We start from the raw sequence: 25,815 nt of genomic DNA on the forward strand, positions 1-25,815 counted from the left end.
CTGGCCTTAAACGAGGGATTTGCCTTCAGCGGAAATCGCGTTGGCAACGGCCTCGTCATTGGCCTCGTCCGGGAGCAGCATTTCGTTGTGAGCCTTGCCTGACGGGATCATCGGGAAGCAGTTGGCGAGTGCCGCAACCCGGCAGTCAAACAGAACCGGTCTGTCGACTGCGATCATCTCCTCAATGGCACCGTCCAGATCTCCCGGTTTTTCCACCCGGAAACCAACCCCGCCATAGGCTTCGGCCAGCTTGACGAAATCCGGCAGGCTCTCGGTATAGGAATGAGACAGGCGATTGCCATGCAGGAGCTGCTGCCACTGGCGGACCATGCCCATGTACTGGTTGTTCAAAATGAACACCTTGACCGGCAACCGGTATTGTACGGCCGTCGACATTTCCTGGATATTCATCAGGATCGATGCATCGCCTGCGATATCGACACACAAGGCGTCGCGGTGTGCGACTTGCGCGCCGATCGCAGCGGGCAGGCCATAGCCCATAGTTCCGAGGCCGCCGGAGGTCAACCACCGATTCGGCTCTTCAAAGCCATAGAACTGCGCCGCCCACATCTGGTGCTGACCGACTTCCGTTGAGACGAAGGTCTTACGGTGCTTGGTCAGCTCATACAGCCGCTGAATGGCGTATTGCGGCATGATGACATCGCTGTTTGGCTTGTAGGCAAGAGAATTGCGTGCACGCCAGGTATCGATCTGCGACCACCAGTCTTTCATAGCTGCCGCATCTGCCTTCATGGATGAAGACCGCCATATCCGGACCAGATCCTCCAGAACATGGCCGACGTCGCCAATGATCGGCAGGTCGACATTGATCGTCTTGTTGATGGAGGATGGATCGATGTCGATATGGATTTTCTTGGAGCCCGGCGAGAACGCGTCGGTCCGACCAGTGATCCGGTCGTCAAAGCGCGCACCGATGTTGATCATCAGATCGCAATCATGCATCGCCATGTTGGCTTCGTAGGTTCCGTGCATGCCGAGCATGCCCAGCCAGTTGTCACCGGAAGCCGGATAGGCGCCGAGACCCATCAGGGTTGAGGTGATCGGGAAGCCGGTCAGGGACACAAGCTCGCGCAAAAGCTGTGTGGCTTGCGGGCCGGAGTTGATGACACCGCCGCCCGTGTAAAGGATTGGCCGCTTGGCCGCTGCCATCATTTCGGCTGCCATCCGGATCGACGCTGCGTCGCCCTTGACCTGCGGCCGGTAACTCTTGTGGGCTGCAGCCGGGTTCGGGGTCGGCCCCTGATAGGTGCCGGTTGCGAACTGGACGTCCTTCGGAATGTCGACAACAACCGGGCCCGGACGACCGGAGGTCGCGACATAAAAGGCCTCATGCAGGATGCGTGGCAGGTCGTCGACATTGCGGACCAGCCAGTTGTGCTTGGTGCAGGGGCGGGTGATGCCGACCGTATCGCATTCCTGGAAAGCGTCGTTGCCGATCAAGTGGGTCGGAACCTGGCCGGAGATGCAGACCAGCGGAATGCTGTCCAGCATGGCGTCCGTAAGGGCGGTGACCATGTTGGTTGCGCCGGGCCCGGATGTGACCAGGGCAACGCCGGGTTTGCCGGTAGAGCGCGCATAACCTTCCGCAGCATGGCCAGCCCCTTGTTCATGGCGCACCAGAATGTGCTCAAGGCCGTCCTGCTGAATGATCTCGTCATAGATGGGAAGCACAGCACCACCCGGGTAGCCGAAGATTGTGTCAACTCCCTGGTCCTTCAGCGCCTGGATAACCATTTCAGCGCCGGTCATTTCCCGTGTCATTCGTCTCACGTCCTTGCATGTTCGCCTGATGGGTCAGGCTATTGGCTCTCAAGTTTGGTTTTGGCCCTGTTGCTGCGGCATCAAAGTCCGGAAGAAGAAGCGTTTCAGGCGGCGGATACAAAAAAAGGCCCCTGAGGGAGCCTTGGTCGCGCGCCAATATGCCGGTCGGGGTTATCCCGCCAGGGCGCGCTTTTCCACCACTACTAGAATGAGCGACATCATCATGTCGTTCCGGTCCTTTGATGCTGCAGGTCTTTGATAACAAGACCGTTTGGAAGAAGGTGCGGCGTTCCCACGAGTTGAGCTGCATTCAGCCAACGCACAAACCGGCTCTTCCGGCCCGATTTGATGCGCCGCACCCTAGTGAGACCGGGGGGAGGGGTCAAGCCAAAAATTCATTTGTTGCGCATAAGATCGGCAATGTTTTTGAAAATTTCCAACATCCAGTGGTCAGGCCAGCGCATAGTTGGGGTATCACGTGGCTGAACCGAAGCTGTGGAAACGGCTGAGCGGCGTGACAAAAAAAGTGTCACAGAGCCATTGCAGCCGGATGGCGGCGACTATATATCCCCGCAATCGGCGAAGGCCCTTGGGCATCGCCACAGCATTGGGTGTGTAGCTCAGTTGGTAGAGCAGCTGACTCTTAATCAGCGGGTCTGGGGTTCGAGCCCCCACTCACCCACCAAATTTCTTCTATAATGACTGAAACAGATTGCGCTGGTTTAACCTGTTGTCGCGTCAAGTGGCGGTGAGTCCAGCTGTTTTTTGCTTCAATGCATCCCAGTCTGTGAATTCGCGCGTGTCTTGAAGATCTTCATCAACATGAGCAGCGAGATCCCCTTCCAGCAAGGCCGATTTTTGAAACCAGTCGTAAATCCCCGGTTTGATTGCGCCGGCGGTCAGGAGCGTATGCGTCGGCTGCCACTCCGTGGCCTCCAGGAAGGTGTCGACATATCCTTGAGCTTCGCTCTGCGTGTCTGGAAATGCTGCCGCAAGGCTCACGGACACAAGTAGACTTGGCAATTTGTTTAACCGTTCCCGGTTTGCGTAAACGAAAAGCTGAAGATCTGGTTGGTGCTTTCCAGAGTGCACAGACCCTGCGACGATCACGTGGTCATAGTCTGTGATTGCGAGCCCGTCAGAAACATCGCTGACATTGTGGAACCGGACCTGGTGACCAGCATTGGTCAGTATTCCGGCCATGAATTTGGCAATCTTGTTTGTTTGCCCCTCGGTGCTTGCATAGACAATCAGAAAGTTCATAGTTGCCCCCATCGCTTTCACTCGATGATGTAACGCTAGCACAGCGGGGTTCTGCCGTTCGTCCGCATTTTCACGTGCTTTTTTGATCCCCGGTTGCGGCAAATCGCCTTACTTGAATGCGACAGCTCTTGCCTGCTGGATCAGGACTGTTGCGGGGGCAGAAATCAGCCGGTGTCAGCTAAAAATGCGGTCGTGAGACTTGTATGGGTGTGTTTGAGTGAATAGCTGCCAGACAAAGGAGCCACTCATGCATAAGTTTTCCCTGCTCGATCTGTCGCCCATCCCGGAGGGTAAAACGGCAGCTGATGCGCTCCGCAATTCGGTTGAGCTCGCCCAGCTGGCGGAGGCCAACGGGTATCACAGGTTCTGGCTGGCCGAGCACCACAACATGCCTGGGATCGCCAGTGCGGCGACCGCTGTTGTGATCGGGCATGTGGCGGGGGCGACCAGCACCATCCGAGTTGGTGCCGGTGGGATTATGCTGCCCAATCATGCCCCGCTTATTGTTGCAGAACAGTTCGGCACGCTGGCAAGCCTTTATCCGGGCCGAATAGATCTGGGCTTGGGAAGGGCGCCTGGAACCGATATGGCAACGGCGCGCGCTTTGCGGCGGCATATGGCGCCGGACGACACCTTCCCCCAGGACGTTCAGGAGCTGCTTTCCTATTTCGCAGATGAGGCTGAAAGTGGCCGTGTCCGAGCCATTCCAGGCGCGGGCACACATGTTCCGGTCTGGATCCTCGGCTCTAGCCTTTATGGGGCCCAGCTGGCAGCGCACTATGGTTTGCCTTATGCGTTCGCCTCACACTTCGCGCCAGACATGCTCGAAGACGCGCTCTCGATCTACCGGGCCCAGTTCCAGCCGTCGCGATATCTGGATCAGCCTTATGCGGTGATGGCTGCTGGTGTGTGTGCGGCGGCAAGCGATGAAGAGGCGCACTATCTGCGGTCCTCGCAATATCTTGCATTTGCGCGCCTAAGGACCGGGCGGCCGGGCAAACTCCCGTATCCGGTCGAGGATTTGTCTTCAGAAATTCCGGCGCCCGTTCTTGCGCAGGTGAGACATGCGCTGTCTTGTTCTGCCACAGGGTCACCGGAGATGGTCCATGTTCAGATTCAGCAGCTGTTGGATCGCTACAAGCCAGATGAGTTGATGGTCACCGGCATGATCCATGATCACAAGGCGCGTCTCCGGTCCTTTGAAATCGCAGGTGCCGTCTTGCGGGATTTGCAGGTCAAACCGCAGGCCGCTTAGGTGCGGGATGTATGAGGCAGATGGTTTTGTGCCCCGCCGCAGTTAATTTTCTAGGTTCAAGGCTGTGCTACCCACGCGATCAGAAGCCTCATGTATCTGAAGGACCCGGATCAGGCTGAAAACCCTTTCAAATCCTGATGAGGACTTGAATTTCAGCACAAGGCGCTGCTGAGTGATGTTCGGGACCTTAGGTCCGAGGAGCGGTCCTGTTCTTTGAATGTCAAAGGACGGCTCTCCCGCAATTGCCATATGATAGGCATCCGTTGCAGCCGCCACGTATTTTTCCGGCAATACATCCACCACCGGACGGTTGTTTGCGATCGCGGCTGGAAACATCCTGCGGAACGGGCTGTCGCGCCCGGCAAAGGTCAATTCAGGGACTTTGCCTGCATCGGCTTCGGGCAAGGTGAGAATAAACTTTGAGGAAAGTTTCGTCAGACGGTCATCGTTTTGAATGACGCCTTTGTTCTCGTGCCAAAGATTGAAAAGATACTTTTCCTCATCGCCGGCCAGGCCACTTTCGACGGCTTCGATTGGCATTGGCTTGATGAAATAAGGTTCATTGCCGCACAACAGCAACTGATCTCTTGGAGGCAAAAGCCTGTTCTGCTCAGCAGCAACGGCAATAATATCATCATGGGCTGCTTTTGCCAGAAAGGCCTGTTGTTCTTTCGACAGGTGGCTTATTCGATTGTGTGAGAAAAGCAACTGACAATAAAAGTCCAAAAGATAAAGGCAATCACATTTGGCCGCGATGTGGAACAATTGCAAAAACGAAGGTTTATTCGGGGGTGGCCGGTCTGGATACATTGCCTGTTTCTCTCATTCGTAATCTGCGTTTTTGCTGATTACGTTGCTGTCCCTACAATGCCCTGCGTCATCGCCTAATTCGCTAAATTCTATTTAAGGTTGTGTATTTGGTTGTGCTGTGGTGTTCGTATGTTAAACTGCATAATGAAACTCACATAGCTTAATACAATGAAAACATGGTGTTGGTGGCGATATTATGTTTTGTAGCAATCCTTTTCCGAAAAAATCTCAAAAAGAAGATCACAAGAAAAAATTCCTAGCGTCCTTGGGTTGTGTGAACAAAACGGGTTCAAAGTGCGAAACGGAGACGCTGTATGACAGGCCAGAACGCACAGGTGCTGAGGTGGAATGGTCCAGCGCAAAGCCTTTGGATGAGCTGGATAGACGATGGTCAGGTGCTGCGCCGCAGAGCTCTACGCCTGACGCGCGGAGATCGAGAGGCTGCTGAGGATTTGTTGTCGGCAACTTTGATTAAGGCGGTCAGCCACGTTGAGCGGCACCATACGGCTATTCGTGAACCGCGGGCTTTCCTGCTGTTTGCCATGAAGAACGAATATATCAGCCGCTTGCGTAAGGAGACGTCGGAACGCCAGGTTCGTGATTTTGGCGCTGACATCTATCAGGATCACAAAGCTGACCTTGCAGACAGGCAGCCGGACCAAGAGAACACTTTGCGGCATCAGGATGCTTTGCGGGCTGTTTTGACGGCAGTGGATGCACTGACACCGGAGTTCAAGCGCATATTTCGCCTTAGGTTTTGCGAAGAGTATACCTACAAGGAAATTGCCGTGACCATGGCCATTTCGGAACCGCTTGCCCGCAAGCGTGTCCAGCATCTACGTCAGCATTTGCGCGAGGCTGTCGGAGAAGGCACAGCGTCCGGCAAACAAACCCGCCCGGTGTCACAGGCGGTGCAATGAAGCGTCCACTCTCCTGACGGCTCGTACCGGATACACAGGCCGATTGGATCGCGATCAACACGGAACTGGATGAAGAGATGGCTGACATTGTCAATGCACAAATCACGGATGCGGTGACACAAACCAACGTCAAAGTTGTCGCCGAGGCCCCGGCCCAGGCGATCGCCAGCCTTTATCAGGTGGCAAGCCACGCTTCCGGTTTGTCTATCCAGAATGCGGTCCACAGTCAGCAGGCGATGAACCAGATCACCACCGCGGTGGTTTCCAAGGCGTGCCAGCTGATCATGGATATCGGCGAATCCGGCTAACGGGCGTAAGGGGCGTCAATCAGGGAGTAACCAGTGATGTTTGGCGCGCTCAAGTCATTGATGGGAAAAGGCAAGCCGGCTTCGAAACCGGCGGAACCGGCAACAGAGGCCAATGCCACCGTTCCGGGATTATCACGCGATGCAAACGGTCACCTTAAACCTGCGGCGCAAAAGGACACACAGGCCATGACAGCTTCTAAGAATGGCAACGGCGATAAGCCTGATAACGGCGTGCCAGGCGGAGCCGGTCCCGGAAAAGGCGGTGACACAGGGGGGCAGAACACTCCGCAACCTGCTCAAACTGCGCCCACCACCAGTGCGCTCAATCAGCAAGCCGTTCAAGCTGCCGAGTTTTCCAACTATGAAAACGCCGAGTATGCACCGACCATGGTGTCGACACCGCCGGAGTTGATGGTTGGCCAGACAACCGGCCTCGCGGTTCAAGATGCTGCAAACTACATGAATGCGATCATGCAGATTGCGGTGGCGGCACAGGCGGTTGCGATCAAGAAAGCGGCTGAGAATCCGCCGCTTGCCGGCGAGGAAATCCCGCTTTTGACCGACATCCAGCAAATGGTTACGCAGGCAGTGGGTGTTTATGGAAGCGTAAGCACGACAGCAGGAACCTCGGCCAAAACGGTGATCTCTGATTTCAAAACAGGGTCATAATATTGCGGGCTGAACCAACAGGAGGCAGCCATTGTTTGCATATCATCAAGTGCGCCCGGGGGCGTCAATTTCGGCCGCCGCGAAGGAAACTACTCTCTGGCTTTTGAACACGCCCCAATCTCTTGCGGGTGACGACGAAAACCGCGGCCGGGATGAAACAGGTAGCGACAAAAGCGCTCCGGGAGACGATAGCGATCGAGGGAAGCTTCCAAAGGTTCGGAAGGAAAAAACGATTTCAGAGGCGTTTGAAGACCTGAGCGCGGACGAAAAGGAGACGGTCAACCGCCTGTTGGACCGCATGACCGGGAGAAAGAAATGACCGCACATCTCATAACCGCTTATCACGAGATTGATGACCTTCTTCTTGAGTGTCTTGTGAACTGGGCCGAAGTTGCCGAACAGGTTCGAGGCAGCTTTACGGAACCGGAAGTTCATATCGAGTTTGCCCAACGGTCTACCTACTTGGTTGAGGCCCGCGCATCCGTGGAAGCAGCTCTGCGGGCCCTGGAAGGTATCAACGACCCGATTGCACCTAAGGCAGTTGCCCGCATTCACGTAAGCGAGACGGCAAATGGATGGTCGCAAAAACATGGCCGGTGCGGCTGTGTGGATCCAGGGTTCCCGGGCGACGCCGATTACAGTCTTACAGTGGATGTGTCCAGTTCGCGGCCGGACCGTCCACAGCGCCCTCAAGAGCATTGCCGAGGTCAAATTCGCGACTGGAACCGGGATATCCTTGCATGCAGGTACGGGAAGATGGCGGAAACCGATAGCGCCGATTGGACGGAACCAAAGTTGGGACCGTTGAGGGCACAGCGGATTGCATCCATCCGCGAGCAGATGGTTTCCAGACTGCAGGACCGTGAGCCCCCACTACCCGAATGGGAACAACAAACGTCAGAGCCGAGCGATGAGATAAAGGAGCCGGAAAATGGTCCGCAAACCAAGTCCAGCCGCCCCCGCAGGCGCGGGTGATCCGAAGGCCTCCACCCAAAGCGCCAAAGGCACCCAAGGGACTGCGGCAGCCGATACATCAACGCAGAAAACTGGGCCTGCCGACGGAACCAGTGGTCAAGCAGCTGACGCTGAACAAACTGCATCAAGCGCAGCTTCTGGTGAGGCAGGTAGCACAGGTCAACAAAACGCCGCTCCCGGATCAGCTACAGGCACTGACTCTGGCTCTGGCTCTGGCTCTGGCTCTGGCTCTGGCTCTGGCTTTGGCCGAAGAAGCACCGGAGGCTCAGACCTCCTCAAGGAAATTCTAGAGAGTTTCCTGAAGACCTCGACTTTGCAGTCCGACTACCAGTCCCTCTACAGGTCATTGCCGACAGTTGTCGGGATTGCAGCCGAAATTTTGAAGAAAAAGGAAGCCGGGGATGCCGCGCTGGATGAAGGGATGCAAGCGGTAGAACGCGTCCTGACCGATGCGCGGGACAGGGCAGAGCAACTTTCCAATACCATGTCCGCGCAACAGGCTGCCCTTGAAAAACTCCTCAATGACAAGGCCTCTCTCACTGAACTTTTGAAAGCCAGTCAGCAAAAAAAGGGGGAGGCGTTCCAGGGAGTGCCGCACTTCGGGCCAGGCGCAGCAGCACTGGCTGATCCAAAGGTTGCTTATCAGCTCAACACATTGATGGGGAATATCAACTCAATGGTTGCCAGAGAGGTTGAGCGCCAAATCGCGGGGCTCCGGTCTCAAGCGAATGCGGGCCAGCAACAAAACAGACCAAAATCATAATCTGGATTGCATGAGGATTGTATGAGCCCGCCCGCCATCGTCGGCGGGCTTTTCGTTGGACGGGATTTTTTGGGGTCCGGATTACTTTTTTCTATTTTTATCAATCAGATAAGTCAGGTTTACTTTCACACACAAGTTTTGCGGGCGTCTAACCAAGTGCCGATAGCCGAACGTGAACCGGCTCAGCTCAAGGAGTAGCAAATATGGCAGATCCCGTAACAGTGAACCCGATGGTCACGGATGCCGTGACCCAATCCAACGTCAAGGTGGTTGGTGAATCCCCGGCCATGGCCATCAGCACTTTGTACCAGTCGATGGCGCACTCAACCGGCATTTTGTTCGAAAATGCGGTGGCCGCACAACAGCAGCAAAACATTCTGGCGCAAGCTGCGGTGAACCAGGGCGTCATGCAGATCTACAGCATGGATACCATGGCTGGCGCGGGTGCGACCGAGAAGGTTGGCCAGACCGGCGTTGCCGACAACCTCACCGGTCTCATGACGGTCCTTCAGGCGTTCAGCGGCGGCCGGTAAGCCAAAATCCGCTTTATAAGCCATTGGCTCTGTTCCAGTTTCTGGAACGGAGCCATTCCGCATGCTTAGAGAAACAAAGAATTAACAACTATAAGTTGATATTTCCTGTAGCCTCATCCCGGTAACCCTGATGAATATTGGGCGCATCCAAAAGAGTGGATCCACCGGGATAAGGCGTTGAGGGCAGGTGAAGCCCCTCCAGACCGGATGATCCGGCAAGTGAAGGAAGATATCATGCCAAGCAAATCTCAAGCGCAGCCGGAGCAATCGGCTGATGTGCCTATAAATACCCTTGAAGCTGACATGGAGACCCTGGCCAAGATCGGCGAGGCGGCAAGTCTCAATGATCTCGTTCTCGGACTGTCTCCCGCTGTTGCAGTGGCCAGCCTGTATGTTTCCAACGCTAACTCGCTTAGCATCTTGTATGAAAATGCGGTTGCGACGCAGCAACAGCAGACCCAACTGGCCCAAAGCGCATTGAAAACCGGCATCGCGCAGCTGCACAAGGTCACCGAAAGCAGCAGCGCTGCTACCGCGGCCGCTGAAAACCCGGATCAAGATCTCCTGGACCTTTTGAAGGCCCTAAAAACCGCGGTTCAATAACCGCCAGCGGTCGCCTTGACGGTTGTTTCTGAGGGGTCCGAGAAACTGCGGACTTTTCAGGCAGGGGGCTGTCGCTGTATAGAGGGCGCCAAACGGGCCTGGCCCGATGGCGCCTTTCAAACAAAAAGACAAAGCCCCATGAACGACTTTCTTGTCGCAGCCCTCTATTATTTTACGCCGCTCGATGATTTCGAGGAGATGCGGGATCCGCTCAAAACGTTCTGCTTCTCTGAAGATGTGCGCGGCAGCATTCTGCTCGCGTCCGAAGGCATCAACGGCACCATTTGCGGTCCTGAAGCGGGTGTACGTGCTGTCCTTGAATACTTGCGGTCCGATCCGCGTCTCGCTGAGCTCACGCACAAAGAGTCCTGGACACACCGCCATGTTTTCAAACGCATGAAAGTGCGTTTGAAGCAGGAAATCGTCCGGCTTGCGGTCGACAATATAGATCCGAACGAAGTCGTGGGCGAGTACGTCAAGCCTGAAGACTGGAATGCGCTGATTTCAGAGCCGGGTGTGGTCGTTATCGATACGCGGAACGATTACGAGTATGCGTTCGGAACGTTCGAAGGTGCGGTCAATCCGGAAACTCAGTCTTTCCGCGAATTTCCGGAGTGGGTGCACGATCAGGAAAACCTGAAAACCAAGCCAAAGGTTGCCATGTTTTGCACCGGTGGGATCCGCTGCGAGAAAGCAACGGCCTGGATGCTCAAGAACGGTTTTGAGGACGTCTACCACCTGGAAGGCGGCATTTTGAACTATCTGGAGAAAGTGCCGGAAGACAAAAGTCTTTGGAAGGGCGAGTGCTTCGTGTTCGACGACCGTGTTTCGGTCGACCACAAACTGGAGCCACGGTGGGGTGAATGGGTGCCGGAAGAAGCGCGGCACATCATCAATGAAGACACCGATTATGAGAAAGGGCCGGCGCAACGGGACCTTTCAAAGACAGGCTGAAGAAAAGTTAACAGCTGTTAACTTTTTGCTTTTCCCCCAAGTGAAGCTTCCCTACTGTCATGGGGCAGGCGCTACCTTGCGCCAGACTGGGGGAATGTTATGCGTCGCACCTTCTGGAGCGCGGTTACCGCGCTCGTGTTTTGCCAACTTGCGCTGAATACCGCAACAGCGGGCGGATATGCATCGTCTTGCTATGAACAGGCCGTGGTGCCCGCCGTGTACAAGACGGTCAATGAACGTGTTCTGGTTCAAGCCGCCAGCAATTATGTGGTTCAGCAACCTGCAAAGTATGCGTATCAAACCCGCCGTGTGCTCGTTCAGCCGGAGCGCGTCACGTATCGCACCAGTCCTGCCGTCTACCAGACACAGCATCACAAGGTGCAAGTGAAGCCGGCGTCTAGTGGCTGGGAGTACCGCACGATCAAAGGTCGCCGGATCTTGTGCAAGGTGCACTATCCGGCTGTATATCAGACGGCATCGCAGCGCGTACTGGTGAAGCCGGCTTCAAAAGTCGCGGTACGACATCCTGCCGTTTACAGCCACGTGAAGGAAAAGGTGCTGATACAACCGGCAACCTCACACCGTGTACAAAAGCCAGCCGTCTTTCGGACAGTGAGCCGGAATGTTTTGGTGCAACCGGCTCGCACGGTATGGCAACCGATCCGGGCAAAAGGCTGCCGTTAGGCTATAAAGAGCCAAGTCGGTGGCCGGCGGCAGAAGTTGGCATGTCCAAAACGCCTTAACTCTTTCTCCGTCAATCCGGAAAGAGGGGGTTAAGCATGGATCATTGCAATTTGCCACGCATCGGGGGTGTCGCAGGGAAGCCTTAAGTAGAATTCGGAGAATTGCTTTCTCTCAAAAAAGTTTTTCCCTAGGGTGAAGTCGTCTTTTCAGTCACTTCAAGACAGGGAAACAGTATGCGGTATCCAAACAGCGTCAAAGTGATGGTCTTGGCAGCGGCCGTTCTGGGGGCGGGGCCAGCATTTGGCAGCAGCATGACAAAGGCCTGCTATGAAAAAGTTCACCAGCCTGCGGTCTATAAAAACATCAAACGCACAATCATGACCCATCGGGCCCACACACGTTGGGAATACCAAACCATCAACGGACGGCAGGTCCTTTGCAAGGTGCACAGGCCCGCTGTCTATCAGACCGTTGTCCAGAACACGCTCATACAGCCGGCACGGACGGTGTTGAAACGCGTGAGCGCTCACGACTGCACTCGAAACGCCCGGATCTACAGCAACTTCTGATGCTGCCTCAGGGGGGCAAGCTCGGGTCTTGAATTCCGGTTCTATTGAGCGGTTTTGAAGCGATAGGTCTTCAAGCCAGTCTGACCGTGGCCTTCGATCAGGAACAATCCACCGGACAATGTATCCGGTTCGACGGAGGTCGGATCGGACGGCTGCTTGATGCTGGTAACGATCAGATGATCTAGGTCTGGCCCGCAAAAGCAGGGCATGGTCGGACGTTGCACAGGCATCTTGATTGCCTCCAGCAATTCGCCGTTCGGCGCAAAACAATTGACCACGCCGGACGAAACCCCGCCACTCCAGTAATTGCCGTTGGCATCGACAGTTGCGCCATCCGGCCGACCCGTGGCGTTGGTTTGCTGCGCGAACAACATTTTCGCGCCCAAAGAGCCGGTCGCCGCATCAAAGGCGTAGCACTCGATCCATCCAGGTGACGTGTCGGAGTGGTACATGTAGTCGCCGTCCGGCGTCCAGGCGAGGCCGTTCGAGCACTGCAGTTCGTCCCGGATTTCCGCGACCTCACCACTGCTGTCGACGCGGTAAAGGCCGGCGATCGGTTCCCGCGGGGAGCTTGTGTCCATTGTGCCCACCCAAAAGGCGCCGTCCGGGCCCACCTTCCCGTCGTTCAATCGGGTTTGAGGTTTGTCGGCTTCGACCTCGGCCAAAACCTCTTGAGTGCCGTTTTGAGGGTCGAATAGAACCACCTTATCCCAGACACTAACAATCAGCCGACCATCATCGCACAGGCCGAAGGACCCGACTTCGTTGTCTAATTGCCATGTGGTGATGGCGCGTGTGTCCCAATCCATCGATTGAATGCTGCGCCCTTGAATATCGGCCCAAAGCAGCCTGTTGGTGCGCTCGTCCCAGGTTGGACATTCAGCAAGTTGGTAAGTCGTATCAAGAAAACGGGTAATCGTGTGGGACACCAGACGGGGTTCCTGTAAAGCCTCTAGGAAGGGTCGCGACTATAGCGGGCAAGAACCGGAACGTCGATAGCTTCACATACGCGGCCTATCGGTCTGCTGCGTCCGCTGTTTCGGATAAGGGGAGCGCGGTGCGTTTGACGATCGGGCGGATGGCAAAGGAGGATTTCATCCGCAACACGCCCGGGAGTTGCGACAGGTGATCCCTGTGGATACGCTCAAAGTCAATCGGGTCCGCTGCGGTCAGGCGCAGGATGTAATCAGCATCACCTGCCATCAGGAAACACTCCATGATCTCTTCAGAGCGGGCAACGGCCCGTTCAAAACTCTCCAGTGTTTCTTTGGATTGGCCGGTGAGAGAGATTTCGACGAACACGTCCATCCGCCGACCAAGTTTTCGCTGGTCGAGCAGAGCAACATAGCTGTCGATGACACCAGCCTCTTCCAGCGCTCGCATGCGCCGCAGGCAGGCAGAGGGTGACAAGCCGATTTTTTCGGCGAGGTCCGCATTTGCGATCCGTCCATCGCGTTGCAGGACGTTCAGTATCTTACGGTCAAGTCTGTCGAGGATCATGATGTTGCGCTGCACATAATTCGAGTGATTTTTATATTAATACCATAAAGTTCGATGTTGAGTTAAAAGAACGCAATAAAATTGCGCAAATACCATATCAGGAGGCCTTGAACGCAAGCACCTGCGTCTTTCTCAGTGGTATTATCAAACACAATAAACAAGCCGCACCAGAGGAGACGGAACCATGCGGATTGGCGTACCTAAGGAAATCAAAAACAACGAATTTCGGGTCGGTCTGACACCGGACAGCGTTCATGAGATGACAGCTCATAGCCATGAGGTTTTTGTAGAAACGAACGCTGGTGCAGGGATCGGCGCCAGCGATGCCGATTATGAAGCAAGCGGCGCCAAAATCCTCGCAACCGCTCAGGAAATCTTCGACGCTGCCGAGATGATCATCAAGGTGAAGGAGCCGCAGGCTGTTGAGCGTGCCATGCTGCGCCCGCACCATATCCTGTTCACCTATCTGCATCTCGCGCCCGATGCGGCTCAGACGGCTGATCTGGTGAAGTCCGGGGCGACCTGTATTGCCTACGAAACTGTCGTGGATTCCAAAGGCGGCCTGCCGCTTCTGGTTCCGATGTCTCAAGTTGCCGGTCGACTGTCTGTCACTGCTGGTGCGAAATGCCTTGAGAAGATCAACGGCGGCTCCGGTGTCCTCGTTGGTGGTGTTCCGGGTGTTGAGCCTGCCAAGGTCGTTGTAATTGGCGGCGGCGTTGTCGGTTCGCATGCCATCACCATGGCGTTGGGCCTCGGTGCGGATGTAACTGTTCTGGACCGGAATACGCAGGTTCTGTCCAACCTGTCGCAGACCTTCGGTTCCGCGCTCAAAACCGTCTACTCAACCAAAGCAGCCCTGGAGAAGCAGGTTCTTGCCGCTGATATCGTCGTTGGCGCCGTTCTGGTTGCAGGTGCTGCTGCGCCGAAGCTGGTAACAGCTGAGATGATTGCCAAGATGAAGCCAGGCTCTGTCGTTGTCGACGTTGCGATCGACCAGGGTGGCTGTTTTGAAACATCCAAGGCGACCACGCACTCAGAGCCGACCTACATCGTTGATGAGGTTGTTCATTACTGCGTTGCCAACATGCCAGGCGCAGTTCCACGGACTTCGACCTATGCGCTGAACAATGCCACGCTGCCGTTCGCTCTGGCACTTGCCGACAAGGGTGCGAAGAAAGCGTTGCTGGATGATGCAAACTTCCTTCCGGGTTTGAACGTTCACCAGGGCAAAGTCACCTGCAAAGCTGTGGCGACCGCGCTGGGATATGACTATGTCGACCCGGAAAGCGCTCTGAATTTGGTGGCTGCAAGCCAAGCGGCTTAAGCTGGTTCGAAGCAATAAAGCAGAAAAGGCCAGCCCAATTGGGCTGGCCTTTTTGTGTTCATCAGTAGTGCCGTATTCAGGGGCAGGGGACGGTGTAGGGCGTGCCTTCCGGGTCGCGCGCCACGCAGTTGCGTGGAGATGTCACGACGCCGATCAAGCCGCCACCAATTGCACCCAAGGCTGCGCCAGCAAATGCTGCGCCGCCGGTTGACCCCGCAGCAGCACCAATTGTCGCCCCTGTTGCCGCTCCGAGACCTGCGCCGATCAGCATCCTGTCCCGCTGGCTTTCCGTGTTGGCGCATCCAGCAAGCAAAAGGGTCAGCGATAACAGGGCAATGGCGGGCTTCATCCCGGGCGCTCCTTCGGTAAACAGGTTCGCCTAGGGTGAAAGGGCGATGGTTAACCAACTCTTAATGAGGCCGGTTATCCAATGCCCAGTCCAGCCGCCTTACGGGCAAACGACCCGGTATGGGTTACCGTACTGGTCGTAGGCTACGCAATTCTTAGGCGCTGTGGCTGCTCCGACAACGGCACCGCCTGCGCCACCGATTGCAGCACCTGCGAGCGCTGCGCCCGCGCCGCCGCCTGTCGCTGCGCCGATCACAGCGCCGGTCGCTGCACCCAAACCGCCGCCGACGAGGGCACGATCTGTCTGGCTGCTGGACTGGCAACCGGCAAGAAGGGCAGCGGTTGCTGCGACCAAGAAGAGCTTTTTCATCGTCTATTTCTCATTTTTTCAGTGCACTGCATGTTCGTGGCCGGACATGCTCAAAGGTTACGGGCAGGCTACCCGGTATGGATTGCCGTAGCGGTCATACGCTACGCAATTTTTCGGTGTTGTTGCGCTGCCAACAATCGCACCGCCGGCGCCGCCGATCGCCGCACCAACAAGTGCGCCGCCGACATCGCCCGTGGCTGCTGCGCCAATTGCAGCGCCGGTTGCCGCGCCAAGACCGCCGCCGACGAGCGCGCGATCGCGCGAACTGTCAGATTGGCACCCGGCCAAGGCAAGGGTGATGCCTGCGAGCAAAACAAGCTTTTTCATAACTGAGATCTCCTCATTATAAGGACGCCTGCCGGCACCTCTCTTTTCGCTCCACAATGGCGAATCACGGAGCGTAAATCAATGAACACAGCGTAAGTTGGTTTTGCCAAACCGGCAATCGCCACATAAGTCGTGGTTGTTGTCATGCCCTATGGAATTCGCAAAGCAACGCAGGCCTCTATTGATGCACAAAGACCTGTGCGGTGAGGCGAAAGTATGGCCTTATGAGCCTGCCTGCGCCCAATTCACCAATTCGTCAGGCGTTTGTGCTTGCTGATTGCAGAGCGGCAAGCAGTCCTTTTGTGGAGGAGTCTTTTGTCACAGGTTCAGCTTCGCCTTTGACCATCGGCAAAAGAGCTGTTGCCAACTCCTTGCCCAGTTCCACACCCCATTGGTCGAAGGAGTTGATGCCCCAGATCACGCCTTCAACAAAGACACGGTGCTCGTAAAAGGCAATCAATCGGCCAAGTGCGAAAGGCGTCAGTTCGTCATAGACGAGCGTCAGTGACGGCCGGTCGCCCGGAAAAACCTTATGTGGCGCCAAGCGTGCGATTTCATCGTCATCGAGGCCTGCTGATGAGAGTTGCGCTGCGGCCTCTTCAAGTGTCCGGCCAAGCATCAACGCTTCCGATTGTGCCAAACAATTGGAGATCAAGAGCTCGTGCTGATGCGTCAGGTCGTCTTCATGACCTCGAGCCGCAATCAGGAACTCGCATGGGATTACGGTCGTGCCCTGATGAAGCAGCTGATAAAATGCGTGCTGACCGTTGGTGCCGGGTTCTCCCCAAACGAGCGGGCCGGTGTCAGTGTTGACCAATGTGCCGTCCAATTTGACCCGCTTGCCGTTGGATTCCATGTCAAGCTGCTGCAAGTAGGCGGGAAGCCGGGCGAGGCGCTGATCGTACGGAAGAACGGCACGCGCGCCATAGCCCAAAACGTTGCGGTGCCAAATCCCGATCAGGGCCATCAAAACGGGAAGGTTCTCTTCCATCGGTGCATCCTGGAAATGCACATCCATCGCATATGCGCCTTCCAGAAATTCGTTGAAGGCGTCCGGCCCGATTGCGATCATCAACGGCAGGCCAATGGCCGACCAGATGGAGTATCGGCCGCCAACCCAGTCCCAGAAACCGAAAACGCGCGTTTCGTCGATCCCGAAGGCTTCGACCTTGTCGAGTGCTGTTGAGACGGCAGCGAAATGCGCACCAACCGCTTCTTCACCCAGAGCATCTGCGATCCATTTGCGCGCTGTCTGCGCGTTGGTCATCGTTTCAACCGTGGTGAAAGTCTTGGACGCCACGATGATTAGGGTTGAGGCTGGATCCAGCTTCTCCAGCGTGTCGGCAATGTGCGCACCGTCGACATTGGAAACGTAGTGGAGCTCCGGCCCATCATGATAGGGGGCGAGCGCCAAAGTGGTCATTGCCGGGCCAAGATCCGACCCGCCAATGCCGATGTTGACGACATCGGTGAAAGCGGTTCCGGCTGAAGATGTTAGGTCCCCGGATCTTACAGCTTCCGAGAAATTGGTCATCGCATCAAGGACCGCGCGAATGTCTGGCATCACATCTGCGCCGTCGACCAGAACCGGATCGGCGGACTGGTTGCGCAGGGCCGTGTGCAGGACGGCGCGGTGTTCGGTGGCGTTGATCTTTTCACCCGAAAACATTGCAGTGCGTTTTACGTCGACTTCCGCCTCGCGCGCGACTTGCAGCAACAGCTCCAGGGTCTTGGCATCCAGTTTGATTTTTGAATAATCGAGCAGAAGATCTTCACAGCGTGCGGAAAACTTCGCAAACCGATCTGGGTCTTCTTGAAACATGTTTCGAAGAGAGGTCGCGGACAGGGTCTCGGCTTGCTGAGCGAGCATGGTGAAGGTCGTTTCGAGCGTCACGCGGCTCTCCTTAAATCGATTTAGGCCCCGTATTTCTGGGCAATTTGAATGTGGCTGCTTCAGATAGCACAGCTGCCTTGATCCTAAAAGATGCGTTCGTTTGGGAAAGGACCATTGGCGCGATGCATGTTGTCAAAAAAAGCTGTGTGACTGGATGTGATCGGCATTCGATGTATCTGAATGGATCTTGTTTACCTGCGCCGGACAAGCCGATGCATTGGAACCGCACTGAAATCTGCCGAGATGCCTGCAAACAGGTGCGTAAAATTGAAGATGTTAAGCGATTTGAAATGATAATAACCCTAAGTAAAAAGGGTTGTTGGAGGCGGTAATGAATGCACTTGCGCACTTGCAGGATAAACCCGAGGCCGAAGAAGAGGTTCTCGTTGTAGATTTTGACAATCTGTCAGTGATCAGTGGTGTTGTTTCTAATGTCGGGGAATGGGGATGCCGCCTGACTTCTCCCGATATTCAGGAGCTGAGCAAGAATATCGGTATTCGCCCGAAAGACTCCGACAAGCTCGTCAAATGTCAGATCACGTCCCGCAAGGACTCTGATGCGGCCGTCTTGTTTGTGAAATCGACTGAAAGTTTCTCCGATAAACGCCGGGAGAAACGGAACAACGTCAGCATTCCGGTGAAGATTTCCGACTTTGAGGGGATCACCGAGATTTCCGGCACGATCGTGGACGCGGGTAACAACGGTTGCCGCGTTATGGCGAAAAGCCTGCCTGCTTTGCCGGAAGAGGTGCTTTTGACCATGAAAAAATTCGGCAAGCCTGTCGTTGCCGAATTTGCCTGGCGGAATGACACATCCGGTGGGCTGCGCCTTCTTTGGGACCGCAAAGTCGACGGAAGCGAGGATGAGGCGCCGGAATCAGAGGCCGCCTCAGCCTAAAAAGCATCTGCCGAGCAGCGGGGTTCGCCGGTCGATCTGCTACTTGCCGAGTTGGGAGGCCGCACGCGCCCGTTCCTCAATACCGGACCAGTCTTCTGAAGCAATTGCCTTTGCATCTGCTATCCACGACCCCCCCACGCACAAAACATTTGGCAGGCTCAGATAGTCAGGCGCTTTTTCGAGGCTGACCCCACCGGTTGGGCAGAATTTTGCGGCAGCCAAGGGCGATGACAGAGACTTGAGGTAAGGCGAACCACCTGCTTGTTCCGCCGGAAAGAACTTCAGCCGTTCATAACCGCGTTCCAGAAGCTTCATAACCTCCGAAGCAGTTGCCGCTCCCGGCAACAGCGGCACGCCGTGTTCATCAGCCGCGTCCAAGAGCGTATCCGTCGCACCGGGCGAAACAACAAACCGCGCGCCAGCGGAAACAACTGCGTCATACTGCTGAGGCGTCAGGACAGTTCCAGCCCCTACGATCGCGCCTTCCACGTGCTCATTGACAGCAGCAATTGCTTCCAGGGCATGCGGTGTACGGAGCGTGATTTCGATGGCCGGCAATCCGCCGCGAACCAGAGCCTCCGCCATAGGGACAGCTTTTTTCGGGTCTTCGATCACCAGAACCGGGATCACCGGCGCCGCTGTCATGACCGCTTCGATTTTTGAAATATCTTGTCCCATTAGCTTTCCTCAAACGTCAAAAACATGCGCGCCGGCATCTGCCGTTCCGACATTGGCCCTGAAGGCGGCAAACAGGTCGCGGCCGACACCGAATTGATGATGGCTTAGGTCTTCTTGTGCAACCGGTCGCGCATCGAGCTCGGCCTCGTCAACGAGAACCGTCAGTTCACCGGTAATCGCATTGATGCGGATGAGGTCACCGTCCTGGATCTTTGCGATCGGCCCGCCATTGGCAGCTTCCGGTGTCACGTGGATGGCCGCTGGAACCTTGCCCGATGCGCCGGACATGCGGCCGTCTGTTATGAGCGCAACCTTATGACCACGATCCTGAAGGATGCCCAAGGATGGGGTCAGCTTGTGAAGCTCCGGCATGCCGCAGGCTTTCGGGCCCTGGAACCGGACAACAGCTGCAACGTCTCCATTGAGTTCCTTGTTGGAAAACGCTTTCAGAAAGTCTTCCTGCGAGTGAAAGACGCGGGCCGGGGCCTCAATGATATGGCGCTCTTTGGCAACTGCGGAGATTTTGATCACCGCTTTGCCGATGTTCCCGGTCAGCATTTTGAGACCACCCGTCGGCTGGAATGCTTTGTCAGCTGGTGCCAGAACCGTCTCATCGCCGGAGATTTGCGGGGCGGGGTCCCGGATAACATTGCCGTCCGCGTCGAGTTTTGCCTCGACCGTATAACCGGAGAGATCACTGCCGTAGACGGTTTTCACATCCTGATGGAGGTATCCGTCGCCCAAGAGTTCGCGGATCAGGAACGCAAGACCGCCCGCTGCCTGGAAGTGGTTCACGTCGGCTTTCCCGTTCGGATACACGCGCGCAAGCAGTGGAACCACATCCGAAAGATCCGAGATATCGTCCCAGGTCAGCCGGATCCCGGCCGCTGCGGCCATCGCCACCAAGTGCATGGTATGGTTCGTTGAGCCGCCGGTGGCGTGGAGGCCGACAACCCCGTTGACGATGGCTTTTTCGTTGATGATTTCACCGGCAGGGGTGAACTCGTTGCCAAGGGCGGAGATTGCCAGCGCACGCTTGGCCGCTTCCTTGGTCAAAGCTTCGCGGAGTGGCGTGCCCGGATTGACGAAAGAGGCACCCGGCATGTGCAGGCCCATGATCTCCATCAGCATCTGGTTGGAATTTGCTGTGCCGTAAAACGTACAGGTGCCGGGAGAGTGGTAGGCCTTGGACTCTGACTCCAGAAGCGCGTCACGGCCAACTTTGCCTTCCGCATAGAGCTGGCGGACCTTCGCTTTCTCGTCGTTCGAGATCCCTGTGGTCATTGGGCCTGCAGGAATGAACACAGCCGGCAGATGGCCGAAAGACAGAGCTGCTATCGTGAGGCCAGGCACGATCTTGTCGCAGATGCCGAGAAACACGGCCGCATCAAACATCTGGTGCGACAGGCCGACAGCTGCCGCCATAGCAATCACATCACGCGAGAACAGGGACAGCTCCATGCCGTCCTGGCCCTGGGTGACCCCATCGCACATGGCCGGTACGCCGCCTGCGACCTGCGCCACCGCTCCGACCTCCCGTGCTGCCTGCCGGATCAGGTCCGGATAGGTCTCATAGGGCTGATGGGCGGACAACATGTCGTTGTATGCGGTGATTATGCCGAGGTTCGGTACCACATCACCGGACAAGGCGGCTTTGTCGGACAGGCCGCATGCGGCAAATCCGTGGGCGAGGTTGCCGCAGGACAATCGCGAACGCTGTGGGCCTTGGTCTGCAGCCTTGCCGATGCGTTCAAGATAGGCACTTCGACTGTCGTGGCTGCGTTTGACGATCCGTTCGGTGACCTCGCCGACACGATCCCTGATGGCCATGGCTTGTCTCCCTCATCCTCCGGCAGTGTTGAAGCCGGTCTCTCTCAACTCTTTAGATAGAGCGTAATGACTGTTTGTGTCATTTAATCGATTTAAATCTCAGAAATATGCGTCAAAAGACGCACTTTCCGGCGTTTAAACCAGTTCGTCTTCTGCCCAGGTGCGGCCGTCACGTTCAACCAGGGCGATGGAGGCTGATGGTCCCCACGTTCCGGCCGTGTACCCCTTTGGCGTTTCCTTGGAAGCCGCCCAGGCCGCCTGAATTGGATCAATCCAGGCCCAGGCTGCATCGACTTCGTCGCGGCGCATGAAAAGGGTCTGGTTGCCGCGGATCACATCCATAATCAGCCGCTCATAGGCATCCGGGTTCCGGACCTTAAAGGCTTCGGCAAAGCTCATGTCCAGTGGCACCTGGCGCAGGCGCATGCCGCCTGGGCCCGGGTCCTTAATCATCACCTTCATCTGTACGCCTTCATCAGGCTGAAGGCGTATGATGAGGCGGTTTGCAGTGATCGCACCGGCTTCCTCGTCGAAGATCGAGTGGGGAATAGGGCGGAACTGAACGACGATCTCGGAAACCCGTTGAGCGAGGCGCTTACCGGTGCGCAAGTAGAACGGGACACCGGCCCATCGCCAATTGGCAATTTCCGCTTTCAGCGCAACAAAGGTTTCCGTTCCGCTTTGATCATTGCCGAGTTCTTCCAGGTAACCTGGAACTGCGCCGCCGGCTGATGCTCCGGCGCGGTATTGGCCGCGGACAGTCAGTTTGTCGGCATTGTGCTCGCCAATCGGGGCGAGGGCTTTCAGAACCTTCAGTTTTTCATCGCGCACACTGTCGGCGTTCATCGACTCTGGCGGTTCCATGGCCACCAGGCACAAAAGCTGCAGAATGTGGTTCTGGACCATGTCCCGGAGTGCGCCCGCCGTGTCGTAATAGCCGGCCCGGCCACCGGTCCCCAGCGACTCGGCGACCGTGATCTGGACATGATCAATGTGTGCAGCGTTCCAAAGGGGCTCGAACAGGGCGTTGGCAAACCGTAGAGCCATGAGGTTCTGCACGGTCTCCTTGCCGAGGTAGTGGTCGATCCGGAAGATCTGATCTTCGTTGAACACTGCGCCGACGGTTGCGTTCAATGCTTTGGCTGATGCGCCATCCTTGCCAATCGGCTTTTCCATAACCACGCGGGAATGGGTGTTCACAACGCCGATCTTGCCGAGATTTTCGCATATGGTGCCAAAGAGGTCCGGGCCGACAGCAAGGTAGAACGCACGGATGACATCTTCGCGTTCTTCCAGAACCGTCTTGAGGTCTTCGAAGCCTTCACCGGTCCCGATGTCGATTTTCACGTACCGGATGCGTTTCAGGAATTTTTCCAGATGCGCGTCGTCGAGGTCGGACACATGCTCCTTCAAGGCCTTCCGAGCGTAGTCGCGATAATCATCGTCTGAATAGGCACGGCGCGCGCTGGCAATGATCCGTGCGTCATCCGGCATTTGTCCGTCCGCATCCCGGTGGTAAAGGGCCGGCAACAGCTTGCGATGTGCAAGGTCTCCGGAGGCACCGAACACAACCAGATCGAATTCGGCTACTTCAATGACGCGGACCGCCATGTTCTTATCCCTTCCAAGCCAGCGAATTTCGCCGTTCTAGTCTAAGCATCGTGACATTCGGATGTCTTTTAAATCGATTTAATTCTCTTGTCAGCCCCTCAAACCAAAGAGCAGCCCTCTTTTTCAAGATCTGTCTTGGTTGGGAGATCCGCCCCGCGCCGCGAACAGGTGATGGCAGCGGCTTGGGTGCAAAATGTGAGCAATCTTGTGAGCTGCGCTTGTTCGAGCGCCGTGAGGCCCTCGCGGTTGTTTGCACCCAGTATATTCAGTCCGGACAATAGAGCTGCCTGAAAGGTGTCCCCGGCGCCAACTGTGTCGACCACGTCGACTGCAACGCCGGGCACACTTGCTTCGGATTGATCTGTGTAGGCGGAGGCCCCGTCTTTCCCGCGCGTGACAATCACCAGCTTGGCGCCTTCTGCAAGCCAATCACGAGCAATCGCCTCGACAGGTTCTCCCGGGGCGATCAAAGCGAGGTCTTCATCGCTGACTTTGATGACGTCAGTGTAAGGAACAATCGCGGTTGTGTTGGTCCGCCACTTGTCCATATCGGCGACCACAGTGGGCCGGATATTGGGGTCAAAGGAGACGAGGCACCGAGCATGTTCTCTTGCGATCAGGGTTTTTAGTGCCGAAGCTACAGGCTCTGTGAGCGCCGTATAAGACCCGATGTGAATGAACGACGGCGGAACCTCGAAAACTGGGAGATCCCTTTCGGTTATCATCCTGTCAGCCGCATTGGCGCCATAGAATGTATAGGCGGGTTGCCCGTCAGGGTCCTGTTGAACCAGGCTCAGGGTCGTCAGATTGTCGCTGCGTACAACAAAGCGATCGGAAACCCCTTCGTCTCTCAGTTTCCCAATCAGCTTCTCGCCAAGAACGTCGTTCGATATGCCGCCGAAAAACGCGGCGTCTTCGCCGAGACGGGCAAGCCCCATGGCGACGTTGAAGGGCGATCCGCCGATTCGGCCGTCAAAGCCGACACTAGTTCCCGAGGTGTCCGCCCCAAAGAGATCAAACAAGGCTTCACCGCAAATCAAATACATTTTTGGTCCTATTCTTTTCGTCGCCGGTTGCTCACGCCGCCATGTCTTCTGGCGGATCCATGGCACCGGTCATGATCGCGACGGCGTCCGACATGGAAAAGTCGTCCGGCTTGATCACACAGGCGCGCCGACCAAGCCGGTGGATGTGAATGCGGTCTGCGACTTCGAAAACGTGCGGCATGTTGTGGCTGATCAGAACGATCGGCAGGCCACGCGCTTTCACGTCCTTGATCAACTCCAGAACCCGCCGGCTTTCCTTGACGCCAAGGGCCGCGGTGGGTTCGTCCATGATGACAACTTTCGAGCCGAACGCAGCCGCACGGGCGACCGCCACTCCTTGGCGCTGGCCGCCGGACAGGGTCTCGACGGCCTGGTTGATGTTTTGAATGGTCAAAAGGCCGAGCTCGTTCAATTTGTCCCGGGCAATCTGTTCCATTTTTTTATGATCGAGTTGGCGGAGCCATTTGCCGCGGAAGCCTGGTTTGCGCAGCTCGCGGCCCATGAACATGTTGTCGGTGATCGACAAGGCCGGAGACATGGCGAGCGTCTGGTAGACGGTTTCGATCCCGGCAGATCGCGCATCGATGGGCGAATGGAAATGCACCGGTTTGCCGTCGAGCCGGATTTCTCCTTCATCCGGCAAAACTGCGCCACTGAGCGCCTTGATCAAGGTTGATTTGCCGGCACCGTTGTCACCAATCACGGCAAGGATTTCACCCGGATACAGCTCGAAGTCGGCATGGTCCATGGCAACGACACGGCCGTAGCGTTTGACCAGATTGCTTGCTTGAAGAACAGGTTCCATCAGACAGATACCTTTCTGATCCATTGGTCGACAGCAACCGCCGCGATGATGAGAAGGCCGATCAGGAGATAGGTCCATTGGGCATCTGCCCCGAGCAGACGCAGCCCAAGCGTGAAGACGCCAACAATCAAGGCCCCAAACAGGGTTCCAAGGATCGACCCGCGTCCACCGAACAGCGAGATCCCGCCAATCACCACAGCGGTGATGGATTCGATATTGGCCAGCTGACCGGTTGTTGGTGAGACGGACCCGATCCGCCCGATCATTGCCCAGCCGGCGAAGGCGCAAATAAGTCCTGAGAGCATGTAGACGGAAATCTGCACGCGTTTGACTTGAACCCCGGACAATTGCGCGGCCTCTGGATCATCACCGATGGCATAGACGTGCCGGCCCCAGGCGGTTTGGCGCAATACGTAAGCCAGCACCAGCACAAGAAGCACCATAAAGATCACCCCGTAGGTGAATATCGCTCCACCAACGGTAACTTTGTTGCCAAAGAACTGAAGGAGGGGCGCCTGTTCGGCGATTTCCTGTGAGCGAATGGTCTCATTCGCCGAATAGAGAAAGTTGGTCGCAAGAACGATCTGCCACATACCAAGCGTCACGATGAACGGCGGCAGTTTGACGACAGCCACGAGGAAACCGTTGATATAGCCGCAGATCGTTCCGCAAATGAGTCCAGCTGCAATGGCGACTTCAACGGGGAGTCCGTAGCGGAACGTGAATTGGCCCATGACCACAGACGACAGAACCATGATCGCGCCAACCGACAGGTCAATGCCCGCTGTTAGGATCACGATGCTTTGGGCTGCGGCCACAATGCCGACGATCTGAACTTGTTGGAGGATCAGCGTCATGGCGAAGGGAGAGAAGAACTTTGAACCCAGTAACAGTCCAAAAATCAGTATGGACAACAGCAGCACGATCAGGGGCACCAAGGACGGCGTCTGATGCAGGGTGTGCTGGATCTTCTGGCCGATGGTCTGGTGGTGATCGTCGAATTCGGCAACGGATTGCGGGCCTTTTGATGCTGCAGATTCAAACTCTGCAGGGCCGCGGTCCGTCTTCGTTTCTGAGGTCATGCCCGTTTCCCTCT

Annotated in this window: 28 protein-coding genes and 1 tRNA gene; 14 read left to right on the forward strand and 15 right to left on the reverse strand. The window is 56.2% G+C overall.

Annotated features, from left to right (window positions below; all coding sequences use genetic code 11):
• Nucleotides 1–6: 6 nt before the first annotated feature.
• On the reverse strand, nt 7–1,782 hold the full coding sequence (locus RBB44_RS18275; protein ID WP_209174177.1) for an acetolactate synthase 3 large subunit: 1,776 nt from the start codon (nt 1,780–1,782) through the stop codon (nt 7–9).
• 609 nt (nt 1,783–2,391) lie between these two features.
• Here RBB44_RS18275 and RBB44_RS18280 point away from each other — a divergent pair.
• A tRNA-Lys gene (locus tag RBB44_RS18280) sits at nt 2,392–2,467 on the forward strand.
• Nucleotides 2,468–2,520: 53 nt separating this feature from the next.
• Here RBB44_RS18280 and RBB44_RS18285 read toward each other — a convergent pair.
• Nucleotides 2,521–3,045, reverse strand: coding sequence for a flavodoxin domain-containing protein (locus RBB44_RS18285; RefSeq protein ID WP_306149039.1), 525 nt, complete (start codon nt 3,043–3,045; stop codon nt 2,521–2,523).
• A 247-nt stretch (nt 3,046–3,292) separates the two neighbouring features.
• Here RBB44_RS18285 and RBB44_RS18290 point away from each other — a divergent pair, with 247 nt between their 5' ends.
• Nucleotides 3,293–4,300, forward strand: coding sequence for an LLM class flavin-dependent oxidoreductase (locus RBB44_RS18290; protein ID WP_306149040.1), 1,008 nt, complete (start codon nt 3,293–3,295; stop codon nt 4,298–4,300).
• 42 nt (nt 4,301–4,342) lie between these two features.
• Here RBB44_RS18290 and RBB44_RS18295 read toward each other — a convergent pair whose 3' ends face one another.
• Complete coding sequence (locus RBB44_RS18295; protein WP_306149041.1) at nt 4,343–5,008, reverse strand: hypothetical protein; 666 nt, start codon at nt 5,006–5,008, stop codon at nt 4,343–4,345.
• Nucleotides 5,009–5,424: 416 nt separating this feature from the next.
• Between RBB44_RS18295 and RBB44_RS18300 the strand changes: the two genes are divergently transcribed.
• The 10 genes from RBB44_RS18300 to RBB44_RS18345 all read left to right on the forward strand — a co-directional run bounded on the left by RBB44_RS18300 (nt 5,425) and on the right by RBB44_RS18345 (nt 12,088).
• On the forward strand, nt 5,425–6,030 hold the full coding sequence (locus RBB44_RS18300) for an RNA polymerase sigma factor (RefSeq protein WP_306149042.1): 606 nt from the start codon (nt 5,425–5,427) through the stop codon (nt 6,028–6,030).
• A 77-nt stretch (nt 6,031–6,107) separates the two neighbouring features.
• Nucleotides 6,108–6,338, forward strand: coding sequence for a RebB family R body protein (locus tag RBB44_RS18305; RefSeq protein ID WP_133946388.1), 231 nt, complete (start codon nt 6,108–6,110; stop codon nt 6,336–6,338).
• A 36-nt stretch (nt 6,339–6,374) separates the two neighbouring features.
• Nucleotides 6,375–7,007, forward strand: coding sequence for a hypothetical protein (locus RBB44_RS18310; RefSeq protein WP_306149043.1), 633 nt, complete (start codon nt 6,375–6,377; stop codon nt 7,005–7,007).
• Between the two features lie 315 nt (nt 7,008–7,322).
• Nucleotides 7,323–7,982, forward strand: coding sequence for a hypothetical protein (locus RBB44_RS18315; protein ID WP_306149044.1), 660 nt, complete (start codon nt 7,323–7,325; stop codon nt 7,980–7,982).
• Nucleotides 7,939–8,745 (forward strand): hypothetical protein, encoded by an 807-nt coding sequence (locus tag RBB44_RS18320; protein WP_306149045.1) that lies wholly within the window; start codon nt 7,939–7,941, stop codon nt 8,743–8,745. The genes RBB44_RS18315 and RBB44_RS18320 overlap by 44 nt, the downstream gene beginning before the upstream one ends.
• A 203-nt stretch (nt 8,746–8,948) precedes the next feature.
• Nucleotides 8,949–9,278, forward strand: a complete 330-nt coding sequence (locus RBB44_RS18325) for a RebB family R body protein (protein ID WP_133946398.1) — start codon at nt 8,949–8,951, stop codon at nt 9,276–9,278.
• 234 nt (nt 9,279–9,512) lie between these two features.
• Nucleotides 9,513–9,881, forward strand: a complete 369-nt coding sequence (locus RBB44_RS18330; RefSeq protein ID WP_306149046.1) for a RebB family R body protein — start codon at nt 9,513–9,515, stop codon at nt 9,879–9,881.
• A gap of 138 nt (nt 9,882–10,019) precedes the next feature.
• Entirely contained in the window at nt 10,020–10,835 is an 816-nt protein-coding gene (locus tag RBB44_RS18335) for a rhodanese-related sulfurtransferase (protein ID WP_306149047.1), read from the forward strand.
• A gap of 99 nt (nt 10,836–10,934) precedes the next feature.
• Complete coding sequence (locus RBB44_RS18340; RefSeq protein WP_306149048.1) at nt 10,935–11,519, forward strand: hypothetical protein; 585 nt, start codon at nt 10,935–10,937, stop codon at nt 11,517–11,519.
• Between the two features lie 233 nt (nt 11,520–11,752).
• Nucleotides 11,753–12,088 (forward strand): hypothetical protein, encoded by a 336-nt coding sequence (locus tag RBB44_RS18345; RefSeq protein WP_306149049.1) that lies wholly within the window; start codon nt 11,753–11,755, stop codon nt 12,086–12,088.
• A gap of 41 nt (nt 12,089–12,129) precedes the next feature.
• On the opposite strand, the gene RBB44_RS18350 is transcribed toward RBB44_RS18345, so the two are convergent.
• Nucleotides 12,130–13,017: an SMP-30/gluconolactonase/LRE family protein gene (locus tag RBB44_RS18350; protein ID WP_306149050.1), complete on the reverse strand. Its 888-nt coding sequence runs from the start codon at nt 13,015–13,017 to the stop codon at nt 12,130–12,132.
• Between the two features lie 85 nt (nt 13,018–13,102).
• Nucleotides 13,103–13,588 carry an Lrp/AsnC family transcriptional regulator gene (locus RBB44_RS18355; protein ID WP_040452332.1) on the reverse strand — a complete coding sequence of 162 codons (486 nt, stop codon included), beginning with the start codon at nt 13,586–13,588 and terminating at the stop codon, nt 13,103–13,105.
• A 184-nt stretch (nt 13,589–13,772) separates the two neighbouring features.
• On the opposite strand from RBB44_RS18355, the gene ald reads away from it, so the two are divergent.
• Nucleotides 13,773–14,912 carry an alanine dehydrogenase gene (ald, locus tag RBB44_RS18360; RefSeq protein ID WP_306149051.1) on the forward strand — a complete coding sequence of 380 codons (1,140 nt, stop codon included), beginning with the start codon at nt 13,773–13,775 and terminating at the stop codon, nt 14,910–14,912.
• A 76-nt stretch (nt 14,913–14,988) separates the two neighbouring features.
• On the opposite strand, the gene RBB44_RS18365 is transcribed toward ald, so the two are convergent.
• From RBB44_RS18365 to pgi, 4 genes are all read right to left on the reverse strand, one after another.
• A complete protein-coding gene (locus RBB44_RS18365) occupies nt 14,989–15,261 on the reverse strand; it encodes a bacteriocin (RefSeq protein WP_209174148.1) in 273 nt (90 codons plus the stop codon).
• A gap of 99 nt (nt 15,262–15,360) precedes the next feature.
• Nucleotides 15,361–15,630 carry a bacteriocin gene (locus tag RBB44_RS18370; RefSeq protein WP_133946415.1) on the reverse strand — a complete coding sequence of 90 codons (270 nt, stop codon included), beginning with the start codon at nt 15,628–15,630 and terminating at the stop codon, nt 15,361–15,363.
• Nucleotides 15,631–15,687: 57 nt separating this feature from the next.
• On the reverse strand, nt 15,688–15,957 hold the full coding sequence (locus RBB44_RS18375; protein WP_209174146.1) for a membrane lipoprotein lipid attachment site-containing protein: 270 nt from the start codon (nt 15,955–15,957) through the stop codon (nt 15,688–15,690).
• A 256-nt stretch (nt 15,958–16,213) separates the two neighbouring features.
• Entirely contained in the window at nt 16,214–17,851 is a 1,638-nt protein-coding gene (gene pgi, locus RBB44_RS18380; protein WP_306149052.1) for a glucose-6-phosphate isomerase, read from the reverse strand.
• A gap of 331 nt (nt 17,852–18,182) precedes the next feature.
• On the opposite strand from pgi, the gene RBB44_RS18385 reads away from it, so the two are divergent.
• The gene (locus RBB44_RS18385; RefSeq protein WP_008190645.1) at nt 18,183–18,749 is read left to right on the forward strand and encodes a PilZ domain-containing protein; all 567 of its coding nucleotides are present in this window, start codon (nt 18,183–18,185) and stop codon (nt 18,747–18,749) included.
• 39 nt (nt 18,750–18,788) lie between these two features.
• Here RBB44_RS18385 and RBB44_RS18390 read toward each other — a convergent pair whose 3' ends face one another.
• From RBB44_RS18390 to RBB44_RS18415, 6 genes are all read right to left on the reverse strand, one after another.
• Nucleotides 18,789–19,427, reverse strand: a complete 639-nt coding sequence (locus RBB44_RS18390; protein ID WP_306149053.1) for a bifunctional 4-hydroxy-2-oxoglutarate aldolase/2-dehydro-3-deoxy-phosphogluconate aldolase — start codon at nt 19,425–19,427, stop codon at nt 18,789–18,791.
• Between the two features lie 9 nt (nt 19,428–19,436).
• Nucleotides 19,437–21,257: a phosphogluconate dehydratase gene (gene edd, locus RBB44_RS18395; protein WP_306149054.1), complete on the reverse strand. Its 1,821-nt coding sequence runs from the start codon at nt 21,255–21,257 to the stop codon at nt 19,437–19,439.
• Between the two features lie 135 nt (nt 21,258–21,392).
• Complete coding sequence (zwf, locus tag RBB44_RS18400) at nt 21,393–22,868, reverse strand: glucose-6-phosphate dehydrogenase (protein ID WP_306149055.1); 1,476 nt, start codon at nt 22,866–22,868, stop codon at nt 21,393–21,395.
• Between the two features lie 98 nt (nt 22,869–22,966).
• Complete coding sequence (locus RBB44_RS18405) at nt 22,967–23,914, reverse strand: carbohydrate kinase (protein WP_306149056.1); 948 nt, start codon at nt 23,912–23,914, stop codon at nt 22,967–22,969.
• 31 nt (nt 23,915–23,945) lie between these two features.
• Nucleotides 23,946–24,719 carry an ATP-binding cassette domain-containing protein gene (locus RBB44_RS18410; RefSeq protein ID WP_286189924.1) on the reverse strand — a complete coding sequence of 258 codons (774 nt, stop codon included), beginning with the start codon at nt 24,717–24,719 and terminating at the stop codon, nt 23,946–23,948.
• Nucleotides 24,719–25,801, reverse strand: coding sequence for an ABC transporter permease (locus tag RBB44_RS18415; RefSeq protein WP_306149057.1), 1,083 nt, complete (start codon nt 25,799–25,801; stop codon nt 24,719–24,721). The genes RBB44_RS18410 and RBB44_RS18415 overlap by 1 nt, the downstream gene beginning before the upstream one ends.
• Nucleotides 25,802–25,815: the final 14 nt, after the last annotated feature.

The sequence above is a fragment of the Roseibium sp. MMSF_3247 genome, from assembly GCF_030733765.1.
Lineage (GTDB): Bacteria > Pseudomonadota > Alphaproteobacteria > Rhizobiales > Stappiaceae > Roseibium.

What these genes read in the sequence shown, in the direction of transcription:
- RBB44_RS18275 (WP_209174177.1), bottom strand. Translation starts at nt 1,782, where the DNA reads ATGACACGGGAAATGACCGGCGCTGAAATGGTTATCCAGGCGCTGAAG.
- RBB44_RS18285 (WP_306149039.1), bottom strand. Translation starts at nt 3,045, where the DNA reads ATGAACTTTCTGATTGTCTATGCAAGCACCGAGGGGCAAACAAACAAG.
- RBB44_RS18290 (WP_306149040.1), top strand. Translation starts at nt 3,293, where the DNA reads ATGCATAAGTTTTCCCTGCTCGATCTGTCGCCCATCCCGGAGGGTAAA.
- RBB44_RS18300 (WP_306149042.1), top strand. Translation starts at nt 5,425, where the DNA reads ATGACAGGCCAGAACGCACAGGTGCTGAGGTGGAATGGTCCAGCGCAA.
- RBB44_RS18305 (WP_133946388.1), top strand. Translation starts at nt 6,108, where the DNA reads ATGGCTGACATTGTCAATGCACAAATCACGGATGCGGTGACACAAACC.
- RBB44_RS18310 (WP_306149043.1), top strand. Translation starts at nt 6,375, where the DNA reads ATGTTTGGCGCGCTCAAGTCATTGATGGGAAAAGGCAAGCCGGCTTCG.
- RBB44_RS18315 (WP_306149044.1), top strand. Translation starts at nt 7,323, where the DNA reads ATGACCGCACATCTCATAACCGCTTATCACGAGATTGATGACCTTCTT.
- RBB44_RS18320 (WP_306149045.1), top strand. Translation starts at nt 7,939, where the DNA reads ATGGTCCGCAAACCAAGTCCAGCCGCCCCCGCAGGCGCGGGTGATCCG.
- RBB44_RS18325 (WP_133946398.1), top strand. Translation starts at nt 8,949, where the DNA reads ATGGCAGATCCCGTAACAGTGAACCCGATGGTCACGGATGCCGTGACC.
- RBB44_RS18330 (WP_306149046.1), top strand. Translation starts at nt 9,513, where the DNA reads ATGCCAAGCAAATCTCAAGCGCAGCCGGAGCAATCGGCTGATGTGCCT.
- RBB44_RS18335 (WP_306149047.1), top strand. Translation starts at nt 10,020, where the DNA reads ATGAACGACTTTCTTGTCGCAGCCCTCTATTATTTTACGCCGCTCGAT.
- RBB44_RS18340 (WP_306149048.1), top strand. Translation starts at nt 10,935, where the DNA reads ATGCGTCGCACCTTCTGGAGCGCGGTTACCGCGCTCGTGTTTTGCCAA.
- RBB44_RS18345 (WP_306149049.1), top strand. Translation starts at nt 11,753, where the DNA reads ATGCGGTATCCAAACAGCGTCAAAGTGATGGTCTTGGCAGCGGCCGTT.
- RBB44_RS18355 (WP_040452332.1), bottom strand. Translation starts at nt 13,588, where the DNA reads ATGATCCTCGACAGACTTGACCGTAAGATACTGAACGTCCTGCAACGC.
- ald (WP_306149051.1), top strand. Translation starts at nt 13,773, where the DNA reads ATGCGGATTGGCGTACCTAAGGAAATCAAAAACAACGAATTTCGGGTC.
- RBB44_RS18365 (WP_209174148.1), bottom strand. Translation starts at nt 15,261, where the DNA reads ATGAAGCCCGCCATTGCCCTGTTATCGCTGACCCTTTTGCTTGCTGGA.
- RBB44_RS18370 (WP_133946415.1), bottom strand. Translation starts at nt 15,630, where the DNA reads ATGAAAAAGCTCTTCTTGGTCGCAGCAACCGCTGCCCTTCTTGCCGGT.
- RBB44_RS18375 (WP_209174146.1), bottom strand. Translation starts at nt 15,957, where the DNA reads ATGAAAAAGCTTGTTTTGCTCGCAGGCATCACCCTTGCCTTGGCCGGG.
- RBB44_RS18385 (WP_008190645.1), top strand. Translation starts at nt 18,183, where the DNA reads ATGAATGCACTTGCGCACTTGCAGGATAAACCCGAGGCCGAAGAAGAG.
- RBB44_RS18390 (WP_306149053.1), bottom strand. Translation starts at nt 19,427, where the DNA reads ATGGGACAAGATATTTCAAAAATCGAAGCGGTCATGACAGCGGCGCCG.
- edd (WP_306149054.1), bottom strand. Translation starts at nt 21,257, where the DNA reads ATGGCCATCAGGGATCGTGTCGGCGAGGTCACCGAACGGATCGTCAAA.
- zwf (WP_306149055.1), bottom strand. Translation starts at nt 22,868, where the DNA reads ATGGCGGTCCGCGTCATTGAAGTAGCCGAATTCGATCTGGTTGTGTTC.
- RBB44_RS18405 (WP_306149056.1), bottom strand. Translation starts at nt 23,914, where the DNA reads ATGTATTTGATTTGCGGTGAAGCCTTGTTTGATCTCTTTGGGGCGGAC.
- RBB44_RS18410 (WP_286189924.1), bottom strand. Translation starts at nt 24,719, where the DNA reads ATGGAACCTGTTCTTCAAGCAAGCAATCTGGTCAAACGCTACGGCCGT.
- RBB44_RS18415 (WP_306149057.1), bottom strand. Translation starts at nt 25,801, where the DNA reads ATGACCTCAGAAACGAAGACGGACCGCGGCCCTGCAGAGTTTGAATCT.